The sequence below is a fragment of the Sphingosinicella sp. CPCC 101087 genome, assembly GCF_004151485.1.
Lineage (GTDB): Bacteria > Pseudomonadota > Alphaproteobacteria > Sphingomonadales > Sphingomonadaceae > Allosphingosinicella.
The window spans coordinates 26,669-39,861 of sequence record NZ_SBFF01000007.1 but is presented as its reverse complement, the minus strand read 5'-3'; the positions used below and the strand labels follow the sequence as shown (position 1 = coordinate 39,861).

Below are 13,193 nucleotides of genomic sequence, written 5' to 3'. Positions count from 1 at the left end.
CATGCTATTCCCCGCGGATGGCCGAACCCACCGCCATGGCCGACCCGCGTGCCCTGCAAGCCCTTCGCCGGATCGAGCGAGCCTGCGCGCGGATCGAGGCCGCGACCGCCCGGCCCAGGCCGGCGTCCGCCCCATTGGCCGAGCTCGAGCGGCTGCGCGAGGCGCATGAGAGGCTTCGCCAGCGGGTGTCGGGCGCGGTGGAACAGATCGACGAGCTGCTCGCCGCCGGGAACGGGGCCTGATGGCGAGCGTCGACGTGGAGATTGCGGGCCGCCGCTACAATGTCGCCTGCCGCGACGGGGAGGAAGAGCATCTGCGCTCGCTGGCGGCCGTCGTCGACCGGCGCGCCAACGACGCCGCCGCGGCCCTCGGATCGTTGACCGAGGCGCGCCAGCTCCTGTTCGCCGCGTTGCTCATCGCCGACGACCTCAAGGAAATGCGTGCCGGCACAGGCTCTTCCGAGCCTGCCCCTCCAGAAGCTCCGCCTCCCCCCGACCCCGCGGTGGCCGAGGCGCTCGAGCAGCTCGCGACTCGCATCGAGAATCTCGCCGACAGGCTTGAGCGCGAGCCTCCCCCGCCCTAAATAGGGGAGGACGGGTACTGCCCGGTACGAGCTTTTGAGAACATCCCTGAGGCGATAAGACATCCTAGGGGGCTGTCCCTGCCCGGGTCCTGGCCCGAAGCACATGGTCCCCACCTGACGTTCTGGCGTCAGAGGATATTCCAGCAAACGGCCATGGCGGTCCCGTCACCCCCAATCTCGGAGAAATCCGAGCTGCGCGCCGCCGGCCTCGAGCGCCGGCGCAATTTTGCACGCAGCCTCACGCCGGAACTTCGCAGCGACCTCGAAAACAAGCTGGCGCGCCTCCTGCTTCCGCACCTGATCGAGGCACGCGTGATCGCGGCCTATCATCCGCTCAAGGACGAGATCAGCCCGTACCCGCTGCTCGATCAGCTCGGCCCGGGCCAGCAGGCCGTCCTTCCCTGGTTCGGCGGCCGCGACGAGCGCATGCTGTGGCGTGCCGCCCCGGCGGTCGAGCCGAGTCCCTGGGGCGTCCTCCAGCCGGCGGCCGATTCCCCCGCTTTTGCGCCCGACGTGGTGGTGGTTCCCTTCGTCCTGGCCGACCGTCACGGCACCCGGATCGGCCACGGCAAGGGCCATTATGACCGGGCGCTCTCGCATCTGCGCGAACATGGCCGCGTCTTCACGGTCGGAATCGGCTGGGAAAGCCAGCTCGTCGACGAACGGCTGAACCCCGATCCCTGGGACGTGCCGCTGGACGCGGTCGCCACGCCCCGCGAATTCGTGAGCTGCCGATGAAGCCCAGCTGGCGAAGCCTTGCGGGCATGTTCCTGATCCTGCTGCTGATCGCCGGCTGGAGCGTGATGGTCGCTACCCTTGCCGGCCGCATCGCGGGATGGCCATGGCCGGTGGAACTGCTCTTCTATGTCGTCGCCGGAATCGCCTGGATCTTCCCGCTCAAGCCCCTCGTCCGCTGGATGCAGCGGGGCAATAGCGGAGGAACCCGATAGGCGTCCACCGCTCGCTGCCTTTCGCGACGCCGATAGGGACCCGCATATTGGCGCGCCGAGGAGGGCGCGAGAAGCGGGTCGCACGGATCGGATCGGCGCCAGGAGAATGGCGCGAGTGACGGGGCTCGAACCCGCGACCTCCGGCGTGACAGGCCGGCGCTCTAACCAACTGAGCTACACCCGCGTGAGGCAGGCGGGCGAGTTAGGGGAGGCTCCCCGGGCTGTCAAGCGAGCCGGCAGGGACATTTTCGCGCCTCGCGGATTCATCCGACGACGCTCTGGCCACTAGCCTCCGCCGGTGCGGGGCTCCTCGTGATGCTCGTGAATCAGCGTGCCTTCCTCGAAGAGGAATCCGGCGATGTCGGGCTTGCCCGCCGCATCGAGGATCGTCCGGATGATGATGAGCAGCGGCACGGCGAGCAGCGCGCCTGTGGTTCCCCACACCCAGGCCCAGAAGCTCAGCGACAGAAGGATCAGCAACGGATTGATCGTGAGCCTTCGTCCGACGACCGTCGGCGTCACCAGATTGGCTTCGATCAGGTGGATGACGACGAAGCTGATCGCCGGAAGCAGCGCGTACCAGGGATCCTCGAAGCTCATCAGCCCGCCAAGTCCGAGCAGCAGGGTCGAGGCGATCGGGCCAAGATAGGGGATGTAATTGAGCACGGTGGCGATTCCGCCCCACATGAGCGGCGTGTCCATGCCGATCAGATGGACGACCAGGGCGACGACCAGCCCCATGCCGATATTCACGACGGTGATCGTGCCGAGATAGGCGGAGGTCGCGTCCACCACCTGCTGGATCACGCGAGCCGTGGTCATCGCGCCGCCGAAGCTGACTCGGGCGGTGATGGCGCGCTTGCGCATCCGGGTCCATCCGGCGAGGAAGAAGAAGATCACCAGCACCGCGAAGAACATCTGGATCGCCGCGAACGGCGCCGAGGCGGCGATGATCTGCAGGAGGGAGCTCGGAGTCTCGACCTGAACCCGCTGTGGCGACGAATCCGGCGTGCGGCCGAACTCGCTGATGATGCTCTCGATGAACTGCTCGAGGTTGGCGTAGATTTCGAACAGGGGCGCGAGCGACTCGCGCAGCTGGCCGATCCGCTCCGGCAGAAGGCGTATCCATTCGGTCGCCGGCAGGACGATCGCCGCGACGGCGATGTTGGCGACCGCAAGGAACAGGACGACGCACAGCAAGGCGGCGAGGGCCGAGGGGACGCGCCGCCGCTCCAGCCATTCGAGCAGCGGCACCAGGGCGACCGCGATCACCAGGGCGGCCGTGACCGGCAGGAAGAACTCCGCCCCGGCGCGTAGCGCGAACGGAAAAGCGAGGGCGAGGCCTATTCCGAACATCAAGGCAAGCGAGGCGAGCAGCCGGTCGCGCCGATAGGCGGAGTCCTCGACATCCTCCTCGATCCCGTGCGGCGGCGGCACGTGCGGCGGGATCTCGTTTTCCTCGACCGACTTCATTCGCTGACCATCCTCATCCGGAAGACCATGCCTGCAACCGAACCTGCTGAGAAGAGGAGGAATGTGAGTCCGACGGCGGGGGCCGAACATGTGGAGGGCCAGCCTTGGCGGCCCGGTGCCCGATCCGATCGTAGGCGAAACCGCCCGACGTGCAGAGGCTCTAGGGCATCCGTTTTGGCGTGGTCCGTTCCGGCGGCGCGATGGAGCCCGAAGTCGCCGCACGCAGCAACCGCCGGAATGTCGGACATTCCATATGGCTCGGCGCCGGACAAGCGGCGGCATGGCGCAGGCCGTCGCGCATGGCGCTCAGCTCGCTTATGCGCCTGTCCAGCGCGTCGGCCTTGTCCGACAGCATTCGCCGATCGATGTTCGGCCGTCCGTCCGGCGCGAACATGAGCTTGATTTCGTCGAGCGAGAATCCGGCCGCACGTCCGATCGCGACCAGTGCCAGCCGCTCGAAGACTCCAGGGTCGAAGAGACGCTTGAGCCCGCGCCGCCCGATGGAGGCGATCAGTCCCTTTTCCTCATAATAGCGCAGCGTCGAAGCGGGCAGGCCGGTGCGCTGCGCCACCTCCGCTATGTCCAGGACCCTCACCTCTTGACCTCAAGTCGACTTGAAGAGGCACAATGCTTCATCCGATTCGCCAAATCAATCGAAAGGAGATGAACATGCAGCCATCGAGCGGAATATTCGACGACCAGTCGGCGCTCTGGAATGGTCTCGCCGGCCGCGCCTGGGTCGATCAGCAGGCGCTGCTCGACGCGCTCTTCCGGCCAATGGAGGCCATGCTCGCGCAGGCGGCGGTCGATGCTCGCGCGACAAGCGTGCTCGATGTCGGCTGCGGCACCGGAAGCACCACGCTCGCTCTGGCCCGACGGGTCGGTCGCAGCGGCCATTGCGTCGGCATCGACATCTCCGAACCGATGCTCGACCTGGCCCGCGCTCGCGCCGAAGCGGAGGGCGCATCGGCCATCTTCATCGGCGCCGACGCCCAGACCCATGCCTTCGATCCGGCGAGCTTCGACTTGATCGTCTCCCGCTTCGGCGTGATGTTCTTTTCCGATCCCGTCGCCGCTTTCCTCAACCTTCGGCGCGGCGCGCGCGACGGTGCCAGGCTCGCCTTCATCGCCTGGCGCGGCGCCGACGAAAATCCGTTCATGACCACGGCCGAGGGCGCGGTCGCGCCGCTCCTGTCGAACCTTCCGGCCCGGCGACCCGACGGGCCGGGCCAGTTCGCCTTTGCCGACGATCGCCGCGTCCACGCGATACTGGAAGAAGGCGGCTGGGCCGGGATCGAGATACGTCCGATCGACATCCCCTGCATTCTGCCGGAAAGCGCCCTCGTCCCCTACATCACCCGGTTGGGGCCCCTAGGGCTGGTGCTGCAGGAGATGGACCAGGCGACGCGAACGAGTGTCGTCGAGACCGCGCGCGCCGCATTCGATCCTTATGTGGACGGTCAGGAAGTCCGATTCACAGCCGCCTGCTGGATGGCTTCCGCCCAGGCGACATGAAAGCCGCCGCTAGGGTCCGGCGCGATCCGCGGCGACGAGCAGGAACATCGGCCTCTCGCGCTCCTCGGCGAGTTCCGCCTGCTGCGCGACCTGCTCGTCGCTGGGACCGAATTCCTCGACATGGCGGATGACGAAGCCTTGCCGGATGAGGCGGTTGAGCGTCGTTCCCAACGTACGGTGATATTTGACGACGCCTGCGCCGATCCAGTCGGAACGCCGAGCGCCCTCCATCTGATAGCTGTCGACGGGCCATGACTTGCCACCTCGCCGGTCGGCGATCCAGCCCGGCCGGCGCGGCGCCATGTAGATCGGATGCTCGATCGAGAAGACGAACCGGGCTCCCGGTACGAGGGAACGGCGAACGGTTGCGAACAGGCGCTCGAGATCCTCGACATAGTGCAGTGCCAGCGAACTGTAGGCGAGATCGAAGCCGCCCTCCGGCAATTCGAGCCTGTTCAGGTCCGCGCGTTCATAGACGATCGCTTCATCCTTGGGCTCGGCCCCGGCACGCTCCAGCATTCGCTCGGAAATGTCGATCCCGAGCACCTGGGCAGCGCCCTCGGCACGAGCCCATCGGCAGAACCAACCGAAGCCGCAGCCGAGATCGACGATCCTGAGCCCGCTCGGCCGAGGCAGAAGCGCTCGCAGGGCGGGCCATTCCGGCGCGCCCGCGAGTCCGTGCAGCGAACGCGGAAGCCGGCTGTAGCCGGCGAAGAATTCGGGATCGTCATAGATATTCTGGGTCATTTCCGGCCCCGCGCCTGCCGATCGGCCGACCGAGGTCGCCGTGCAGCCGCGCTTGCTCGCCGCATCCCGGCGGGCGTCGCGAGAAAAGATGGTGCCCCTGGCCCGAGTCGAACGGGCACTCCTTGCGGAACTCGATTTTGAGTCGAGCGCGTCTACCAATTCCGCCACAGGGGCTCTGGGGGACGCTATCTAGTGCGGTGCGACGCCAGCGGCAACCGCGGCATGCACTACCCGCTGGCGGGCACGATCAATTGCGTTCATGCGGGCTCGGGCGGCGCAGCGCCTGCGCCGGCCAGTCGACGACAGCGGGAAGGTAGCTGCAGATCTTCCGCGCATCCGGATCGAACCGGCTTCGTTCCCGACCGTTCACCGTCTATGCGACTGGCGAATGGAAGGAGCGGCCGATGAAGCCGATGACCGAAGCGCATCTAGCAATTCTGCGTCGGCATATGGTCGAAGTTATCGACATGCATTTCGACCTGGCGGAGGAGGAGATCGGCCGGTCCGAGCTTAGTCCGACGCTGCGCCGGGCGCTGCTGGAGGTGCCGCGGCACCTGTTCGTGCCGGCGCAGCTGATGGTGGTATCCTATCAGGATACGCCATTGCCGATCGGGTTCGACAAGACCTTGTCCCAGCCCTTCATCGGAGCGCTCATGCTCGACCTGCTTGGCATCGACAGCGGTCAGAAGGTGCTCGAGGTCGGTACCGGCCTCGGTTGGCAGGCCGCGGTGCTGTCCGCCCTCGGCGCGCGCCTGTTCAGCGTCGAGATCGTCGAGGAGTTCGCGCAGGCGGCGCGGCTGAGGCTTGCCGCGCTCGACCATGACGTCGAGATCAGAGTCGGCGACGGCTCGCGCGGCTGGGCCGAGCATGCCCCGTTCGACCGTATCCTCGTCACCGCCGCCGCCGCTGAGCCGCCCCCTGCCTTGGTCGAGCAGCTCGCGCCTGGGGGCCGGATGGTGATCCCGTTGGGCGGCCGCGAGGTGCAGCAGCTCAGCGTGGTCCAGAAGGGGGAAAAGGGGGCGATCGGGACGCGCGCGATCATGCCGGTCCGCTTCACCGAGCTGGAGATCGGCTGACCCGTGCCGCAGACCAGCGCCGGCATTCTGATGTGGAGGCGGCGCGGCGAGGTCGTGGAAGTTCTGCTCGCCCATTTCGGCGGACCCATGTGGCAGGGGCGTGATGCCGGCGCCTGGGGTATTCCCAAGGGACTGGTCGAGCCCGGCGAGGACCTCGCCGCCTGCGCCCGGCGCGAGTTCGAGGAGGAGCTCGGCGTGCGCGCGCAAGGAGAGCTGGTGTCGCTCGGCCGGATCCGCCAGAAAGGCGGCAAGCTCGTCGAAGCTTTCGCCCTTCAGGGCGATTTCGACCCGCACCAGATCGTCAGCAATCACTTCACCATGGAATGGCCGCCGCGAAGCGGGCAGTATCGCAGCTATGCGGAGGTGGATCGGGCGGAATGGATGGACCTGGAAACGGCTCGGGCGAAGATATTGGCGAGCCAGGGGCCGTTGCTCGACCGGCTCGAGGAACGTTTCTGCGGGAACGTCTGAGGCGATGACCGGCAGGATCGTCGCCGCGGCCCTGCTATGGGGCCTGCTCACCGCGGCGGCACCGCCGCTCACATTCGTTCCGGTGGGGCTGCGCTTCGCACCGGCTGCAGACGAGTATCGCGCCTTGTGGGAGCAAGAGGGCCCTCGGATCGTGGCCGCGATGGAGGCGGCGACCGGCCTCCCCTTCCCTTCCGCGCCGATCGAGGCGATCGTCGGCAACGGGCCGCCGATGACCGCCTATGACGGCCGCACGATCCGGCTGCGGGCGGCCTATTCGCCGGCCTACAAGAAGGCGACATTGGTCCACGAAATTGGCCACCGGCTCGCCATGGAGGTGCGCGACACCGCCGGGCTTGACGATCACCGCTTGCTCTATCTGTTCCTCTACGACGTGTGGACCGACCTGTATGGGCCGGACTTCGCCGACACGATGGTGCGCATCGAGCGGCGAATTCCCGGCCCGGGCGACTATGACGCGGCCTGGAAGTGGGCTTTGGCCATGTCGCGCCAGGAGAGACGGGCGCGGCTGCAGCAACTGGCGATGCGGGCCTTTCCCCGCCTGCACCAGACGGTGCACGAGCAGCCAGGGCCGGCCAACGCTGTGCGCCTCGAGATCGACCCGGCCGTCGCCGACGCCTTCGGGCCTTCCCGCTAGCGACGGATCGGGCGCGCGAACGCCCCGGCCACGCCCGGACGAGCCGGACCGACGGATCAGTCCTGCAGCATGGCTTCGACCGTGCCTCGCCAGTCGGATGTGAAGGCGCTCAGGAGCCGGAAATGATCCGTTTCTTCCAGCGACACCGGCTCCAATGCACCGCCGCGCAGGCGAAGCAGCTGCGCGCCCGGAAGCGCCATGATGATCGGCGAGTGCGTAGCGACGACGATCTGGGTCATGCCCTCCGCGTCGAGCCGGTGAAGAAGCTTCAGGAAATCGAACTGCCGGTTGGGCGATAGCGCCGATTCGGGCTCGTCGAACAGGAAGAGGCCCGGCACCGAGCATCGTTCGCCGAAGAAGCGCAGAAATCCTTCACCATGACTGTGGGAAAGATAATCGGGTGGAGCGAAGCCGCCGTCGAGAGCGGCCTCGTCGAGATACCGGGCGACGGAGAAGAAGCTTTCGGCACGAAAGAACCAGCCATGGCCGATCTTGGGCAGCCAGCTGCCCCTCAGCGCCGGCACGAGCTGGCCACCATCCTTGGCTACGGCTCGCTGGGAAGAATCGGTGCGATAGCCTTGCCCGCCGCCCGCCTCCGGAAAGCCGGCCATGACGGCGATGCCCTCGAGCAGGGTGGATTTCCCGGTGCCGTTCTCGCCGACGATGATCGTGACCGGCCGTTCGAACCGGAGCTCGAACTCGGGATCCTTGAAGAGCGGCAGGCAGAAGGGATAGCGGCTGGAATCGGCCTCGACCGCCGGATCCAGCCAGATCCGCTTCAAATAGGGCGGCGGCAAGGAGGTATGTCTGCGCGCGCGAGCCATGAATTCCCGTTCTCGATATGCGGGCTGTAGGCGCCGAGACGTCAATGTCCAGGAAGCAGGCAGGCGACCCCGGCAGCGAAGCGACATGCCTGCGGCCGATCGCCCGGACAAGTGCGGCGGGGCCGCAACGGTTTACCGCATCTTCACCGAGCAGGCCGTAAGGGCGCCCGACAAGCGGAGGGCCATCGGGTGCTGCGGGTCTATAACTGCATTGCGTACGAGCACGACATCCGGCTCGTCATCCTCGCGGGGATCGTCTGCCTGCTCGCGGCGCTGACCGCCTTCACGACATTGGATCGCGCCCGGGTCAGCGAGAACCGGCGCGCTGCCTGGCTCGGCCTCACCGCCTTCGTATCCGGGATCGGAATTTGGGCCACCCACTTCCTCGCAATGCTGGCCTATCAGCCGGATATTCCGATCGGCTACGATCTGGGGCTCACCTCGCTGTCGATCGCCGCAGCGGTCCTCATCACAGGCAGCGGCTGGGGCTTGACGTTGCGCGACCAGCGCGGCTTCGCCCTTCTGGGCGGGGCCGTCGTCGGGGCGGGCATCGCGACGATGCATTATATCGGCATGTCGGCGATGAAGGTTGCCGGACGTCTGATCTGGGACGAAGGTCTGGTCGCGGCATCGGTGCTGATCGGCGTCCTGCTCAGCGCGCTCGCCACGGCCGGTCATCGGCGGAGCCAGACCCTCATGCCGTGGCGGCCTGCGCTTCTGTTCACCACCGCGATTTGCGGCCTTCACTTCACCGCCATGTCCGCGGCGGCGATACTGCCCGATCCCCGATTTGAAGTGCCGACGGAAGCGATCGGCGGCGGAATGCTGACCGTGCTCGTCGTGTCCGTCGCAGCGATCATCCTGTCGATCAGCTTCGCGATGGTCTTGTTCGATCGCCGGCTGGCGCGGCAGACCGCCGGCGAGGCTCAACGGATCAGGGCATTCGCCGATGCCGCGATCGAAGGACTCGTCGTGATCGACGGTGAGCGGATCGTCGATGCGAATCGCAGCTTCCTCAAGCTCTCCGGCTATTTCAGCCGCTCGCTGCTGCCCGAACGGCTTCCGGAGATTCTTCCCGGCATCGAAATCCATGCCGGCGCGTCCGCGCCTGACGGCAAGGCCATCGAATGCCGGCTTCTGCGGGCGGACGGCGAGCCGTGCGACGTGGAGGTGCTGCCTCGGACCCTGGACTGGGACGGTGAGGAGCGCCGGATACTCGCCATACGCGACATGACCGAACGCAAGGAAGCGGCCGCACGCATCGCTCATCTGGCCTATCACGACGCGCTCACCGGGCTTCCCAATCGCACGGTCTTCACGGACCATCTCGCCCGCGCAACGGAGCGTGCCGCGGCAGCCGGCGAGCCGGTCGCCGTGCTGTGCATCGACTTGGACGGGTTCAAGGCGGTCAACGACATTCACGGCCATCCCGGCGGCGACGCCCTGCTCGTGGGCGTGGCGCAGCGCCTGAGCTCGATCGCGCGCGACGACGAACTGGTCGCACGGCTCGGCGGCGACGAATTTGCGGTCGTGCAGATCGGCGGCAGCCAGCCGGCTTTTGCGGGCCTTCTGTCGGACCGGATCATTTCCGCGCTTGGCGCGCCCTTCACCCTGGACGGTCAGAGCGCCAGAGTCAGCGCCAGCATCGGCGTCGCCGTCTTCCCCGAAGACGCCGCCACGCCAAGCGATCTAATCAAGAATGCCGACATGGCGCTATACCGCGCCAAGGCCGAGGGCCGAGGGCTCACACGCTTCTACGAGGCGGCTATGGACGAGGCGCTGCGCCAGCGCCGCCAGCTGGAGGCGGACCTTCGGCTCGCAATGGATCGCAACGAGCTCAATATCCATTTCCAGCCGCTCGCAGACCTGGAGAGCGGTCGGATCGTCGGGTTCGAAGCCTTGCTGCGCTGGAACCATCCCCAGATCGGGCCGATCAGCCCGGAAGTCTTCGTCCCGCTGGCCGAGGAGGCCGGTCTCATCGTGAGGCTCGGCGACTGGGTCCTTCGGGAGGCATGTTCCGAGGCCGCGAAGTGGAATCCGCCGCTGAAGCTCTCGGTGAACCTCTCCCCTCTCCAGTTCCTCCAGGACGATCTGGTCGGCTCGATCGAGCAGGTGCTTTCCGACACCGGCCTCGATCCGCGCCGGCTCGACCTCGAAGTTACCGAGGGTCTCCTCATCAAGGACGCCGAAGGCGCGCTCGCTGTCCTCAAGCGCCTCAAGGCGCTCGGCGTTCAGATCTCGATGGACGATTTCGGCACCGGCTATTCCTCCCTCAGCTATTTCCGGATGTTCCCTTTCGACAAGGTCAAGATCGACCGCAGCTTCGTCCAGGAGATCACGGCCAATCCGCAGGCGCGGGCGATCATCCGGTCGGTCATCGGGCTCGGCCGCGGCCTCGGAATGCCCGTGGTCGCCGAAGGCGTGGAAACGGTCGAGCAGCTGGAGGCGCTGCGAGCCGAAGGCTGCGACCAGGTGCAGGGCTATCTGATCAGCCGACCGAACCCGATCGGCCATTTCGACGGCGTTGTGCTCGCACCGGCCGCGCCGATCGAGGTGAAGAGTGTCCGTCGCCGCCGGGCGTGACCCGGCCAGGCCGCGCTAGAAGGCTTCCGGCGGCAGCGCCATCAGGCTCTCGGAACCGGCTTCGATCTTGCGCCTGAGCGCATCGGTTTCGGGCATGACCTTGTCGGCGAAGAAGCGGGCGGTGACCAGCTTGGCCTCGTGGAACGCCGCGTCCCCGCGGCCCCCGGCGAGCGCCTCGGCGCTGGCCCTGGCCATGCGCAGCCACATCAGCCCCACAGACACGATGCCCATCATCGTCATGTAGGGGTAGGCCGCGGCGCCGGCGTTGTTCGGATTGGACATGGCATTCTGCATGAGCCACATCGTCGCGGTCTGAAGGTCGCCATTGGCGCGCTCGAGCGCGGCGGCGACGGGACCCGCTTTCTCGTCGGCTTTCGCTGCCGCCGCCTCCTCGCCGACAATCCGGAAGAAGGACTGGACGGCGCGCCCCCCATCCTTGGGCAGCTTGCGTCCGACCAGGTCGAGCGCCTGGATTCCGTTCGTGCCTTCGTAGATCTGGGCGATGCGGGCGTCGCGGACGAACTGCTCCATCCCCCATTCGCGGATATAGCCGTGGCCGCCATAGACCTGCTGGGCGGCGACGGCCGCCTCGAACCCCTTGTCGGTGAGAAAGCCCTTGATCACCGGGGTGAGCAGGCCGAGCAGGTCCTCTGCGGTCTGGCGCTCCTCCTCGGTCTGGGCCTTGCGGCTGATGTCGACCTGGAGCGCGCCGAACAGAACCAGCGCGCGAGCACCTTCATTATAGGCCTTGGCCTCCATCAGCATCCGCCGGACGTCGGGGTGTACGATGATCGGGTCGGCCTTCGCCTCGGTGTCGCGCTGGTCGGGAACCAGCGCCCTTCCCTGCCGCCGTTCGCGCGCATAAGCGACCGCGTTCTGATAGGCGACATCGCCCTGGGCAAGGCCCTGCAGGCCGACGCCCAGCCGGGCCGCGTTCATCATGATGAACATCGCGGCGAGACCTTTCTCCGGCTCGCCGACCAGATAGCCTGTCGCGTCGTCATAGTTCAGGAGGCAGGTCGAATTGCCGTGAATGCCCATCTTCTCCTCGATCGAGCCGCAGACGACGCCGTTGCGCTCGCCGAGCGTGCCATCCGGGTTCACCAGATATTTGGGGACGATGAAGAGGGAGATGCCTTTCACATTGTCCGGAGCGCCGGCGATCTTCGCCAGCACCAGATGGATGATGTTCTCGGAAAGGTCGTGCTCGCCCGACGAGATGAATATCTTCGTGCCGGTGAGCTTGTAGCTGCCGTCCGGCTGGGGGTCGGCGCGGGTCTTGAGCAGGCCGAGGTCGGTGCCGCAATGCGGCTCGGTGAGGTTCATCGTGCCGGTCCATTTGCCGGCCACCATATTGGGCAAGTAGGTGCGCTTCTGCGCGTCCGAGCCCTTGACCAGAATCGAGGCGATCGCGCCCTGGGTCAGCCCGTTATACATCTCGAACGCCTGGTTGGCGGCCAGCAGATACTCGGTCACGGCGGTGGAGAGCACCGACGGAAGGTTTTGCCCGCCATATTCCTCAGGCGCCGAGAGTGTGGTCCAGCCACCCTCGCAGAACTGCCGATAGGCGTCTTTGAAGCCGGGCGGGGTGGTCACTGAGCCGTCCTCATGTCGGACGCAGCCCTCGGTGTCGCCTATCCGGTTCAAGGGTGCGAGCACCTCGGAGGCGAAACGGCCGCCCTCGGTCAGGATTGCTTCGACCAGGTCCGGCGTCGCATTCTCGAATCCGGGCAGGTTCGAGTAGCGCTCGATGCCGAGCACCTGGTCGAGCACGTAGAGCGTGTCGCGGACGGGGGCAGTGTAGCTCGGCATGAAGCGCCTCTGGTCTGCTATTCGATGGGGATGGATTCGGTCGCCTCGGCCGCCTCGACCATGGCGATGAAGCGTTCGAGTTCGTCGATCGTCGCGTCGATGTCGAGCTTCTGCTTCTTCAGCAGGTCGACCCGGCCACGGCATTTTTCGAGCGTGACCCGGCGCTGCTCATGGCGGCCGTCGCCGACGTCGTAGAGGTCGATCATCTCGCGAATGTCGGCGAGGCTGAACCCGACCCTCTTGCCGCGCAGGATCCAGGCGAGCCGGGCGCGGTCGCGCCAGCTGTAGATGCGGGCCATCCCCTGACGCTCGGGCGATATCAGCCCCTCATCCTCGTAGAAGCGAAGCGCTCGAGCGGTGACGCCGAACTCGTCGCACAGCTGCGTGATCGTATAGGCTCGCGCGTTACGGTCCGACTGTCGATAGTCCGAGTGAAGCGCGGTCGGGGGCATGGATCCACGCCTACTTTCCGTTGACGTTAGCGTCAAGCGAACGCTGGCAGTC

At 66.7% G+C, this 13,193-nt stretch carries 15 protein-coding genes and 2 tRNA genes; 9 read left to right on the top strand and 8 right to left on the bottom strand.

What is annotated here, in order from left to right:
• The first annotated feature begins 17 nt into the window (after window positions 1-17).
• The 4 genes from EKM57_RS11985 (at window position 18) to EKM57_RS11970 (ending at window position 1,533) form a co-directional block, all read left to right on the top strand.
• Window positions 18-242 (top strand): hypothetical protein, encoded by a 225-nt coding sequence (locus tag EKM57_RS11985; RefSeq protein ID WP_129792742.1) that lies wholly within the window; start codon window positions 18-20, stop codon window positions 240-242.
• Window positions 242-583 carry a cell division protein ZapA gene (locus EKM57_RS11980; RefSeq protein WP_129792741.1) on the top strand — a complete coding sequence of 114 codons (342 nt, stop codon included), beginning with the start codon at window positions 242-244 and terminating at the stop codon, window positions 581-583. The genes EKM57_RS11985 and EKM57_RS11980 overlap by 1 nt, the downstream gene beginning before the upstream one ends.
• A 153-nt stretch (window positions 584-736) precedes the next feature.
• Complete coding sequence (locus tag EKM57_RS11975) at window positions 737-1,321, top strand: 5-formyltetrahydrofolate cyclo-ligase (RefSeq protein WP_129792740.1); 585 nt, start codon at window positions 737-739, stop codon at window positions 1,319-1,321.
• Complete coding sequence (locus EKM57_RS11970) at window positions 1,318-1,533, top strand: DUF2842 domain-containing protein (RefSeq protein WP_129792739.1); 216 nt, start codon at window positions 1,318-1,320, stop codon at window positions 1,531-1,533. Before EKM57_RS11975 ends, EKM57_RS11970 begins: the two co-directional genes overlap by 4 nt.
• A 107-nt stretch (window positions 1,534-1,640) precedes the next feature.
• Here the strand turns inward: EKM57_RS11970 and EKM57_RS11965 are convergent.
• The 3 genes from EKM57_RS11965 to EKM57_RS11955 form a co-directional block, all read right to left on the bottom strand.
• Window positions 1,641-1,717 (bottom strand) — tRNA-Asp (locus EKM57_RS11965).
• Window positions 1,718-1,818: 101 nt separating this feature from the next.
• Window positions 1,819-3,006, bottom strand: coding sequence for an AI-2E family transporter (locus EKM57_RS11960; RefSeq protein WP_129792738.1), 1,188 nt, complete (start codon window positions 3,004-3,006; stop codon window positions 1,819-1,821).
• 160 nt (window positions 3,007-3,166) lie between these two features.
• Window positions 3,167-3,601 (bottom strand): helix-turn-helix domain-containing protein, encoded by a 435-nt coding sequence (locus EKM57_RS11955; RefSeq protein ID WP_129792737.1) that lies wholly within the window; start codon window positions 3,599-3,601, stop codon window positions 3,167-3,169.
• A 74-nt stretch (window positions 3,602-3,675) separates the two neighbouring features.
• Here EKM57_RS11955 and EKM57_RS11950 point away from each other — a divergent pair, with 74 nt between their 5' ends.
• A complete protein-coding gene (locus EKM57_RS11950; protein WP_129792945.1) occupies window positions 3,676-4,521 on the top strand; it encodes a class I SAM-dependent methyltransferase in 846 nt (281 codons plus the stop codon).
• 9 nt (window positions 4,522-4,530) lie between these two features.
• Here EKM57_RS11950 and EKM57_RS11945 read toward each other — a convergent pair whose 3' ends face one another.
• Complete coding sequence (locus tag EKM57_RS11945) at window positions 4,531-5,268, bottom strand: bifunctional 2-polyprenyl-6-hydroxyphenol methylase/3-demethylubiquinol 3-O-methyltransferase UbiG (RefSeq protein ID WP_129792736.1); 738 nt, start codon at window positions 5,266-5,268, stop codon at window positions 4,531-4,533.
• A gap of 89 nt (window positions 5,269-5,357) precedes the next feature.
• A tRNA-Leu gene (locus EKM57_RS11940) sits at window positions 5,358-5,442 on the bottom strand.
• 230 nt (window positions 5,443-5,672) lie between these two features.
• Here EKM57_RS11940 and EKM57_RS11935 point away from each other — a divergent pair.
• The 3 genes from EKM57_RS11935 to EKM57_RS11925 are packed head-to-tail and all read left to right on the top strand — an operon-like array spanning window position 5,673 to window position 7,470.
• Window positions 5,673-6,344, top strand: a complete 672-nt coding sequence (locus tag EKM57_RS11935) for a protein-L-isoaspartate(D-aspartate) O-methyltransferase (RefSeq protein WP_129792735.1) — start codon at window positions 5,673-5,675, stop codon at window positions 6,342-6,344.
• 3 nt (window positions 6,345-6,347) lie between these two features.
• Complete coding sequence (locus EKM57_RS11930) at window positions 6,348-6,815, top strand: NUDIX domain-containing protein (RefSeq protein ID WP_129792734.1); 468 nt, start codon at window positions 6,348-6,350, stop codon at window positions 6,813-6,815.
• 4 nt (window positions 6,816-6,819) lie between these two features.
• Entirely contained in the window at window positions 6,820-7,470 is a 651-nt protein-coding gene (locus tag EKM57_RS11925; protein ID WP_129792733.1) for a hypothetical protein, read from the top strand.
• Between the two features lie 56 nt (window positions 7,471-7,526).
• On the opposite strand, the gene EKM57_RS11920 is transcribed toward EKM57_RS11925, so the two are convergent.
• Window positions 7,527-8,294: an AAA family ATPase gene (locus tag EKM57_RS11920; protein WP_129792732.1), complete on the bottom strand. Its 768-nt coding sequence runs from the start codon at window positions 8,292-8,294 to the stop codon at window positions 7,527-7,529.
• Window positions 8,295-8,483: 189 nt separating this feature from the next.
• Between EKM57_RS11920 and EKM57_RS11915 the strand changes: the two genes are divergently transcribed.
• A complete protein-coding gene (locus EKM57_RS11915; RefSeq protein WP_129792731.1) occupies window positions 8,484-10,877 on the top strand; it encodes an EAL domain-containing protein in 2,394 nt (797 codons plus the stop codon).
• 15 nt (window positions 10,878-10,892) lie between these two features.
• Here the strand turns inward: EKM57_RS11915 and EKM57_RS11910 are convergent, their stop codons facing one another.
• A complete protein-coding gene (locus EKM57_RS11910; RefSeq protein WP_129792730.1) occupies window positions 10,893-12,689 on the bottom strand; it encodes an acyl-CoA dehydrogenase C-terminal domain-containing protein in 1,797 nt (598 codons plus the stop codon).
• 17 nt (window positions 12,690-12,706) lie between these two features.
• Entirely contained in the window at window positions 12,707-13,141 is a 435-nt protein-coding gene (locus tag EKM57_RS11905; protein WP_129792729.1) for a MerR family DNA-binding transcriptional regulator, read from the bottom strand.
• Window positions 13,142-13,193: the final 52 nt, after the last annotated feature.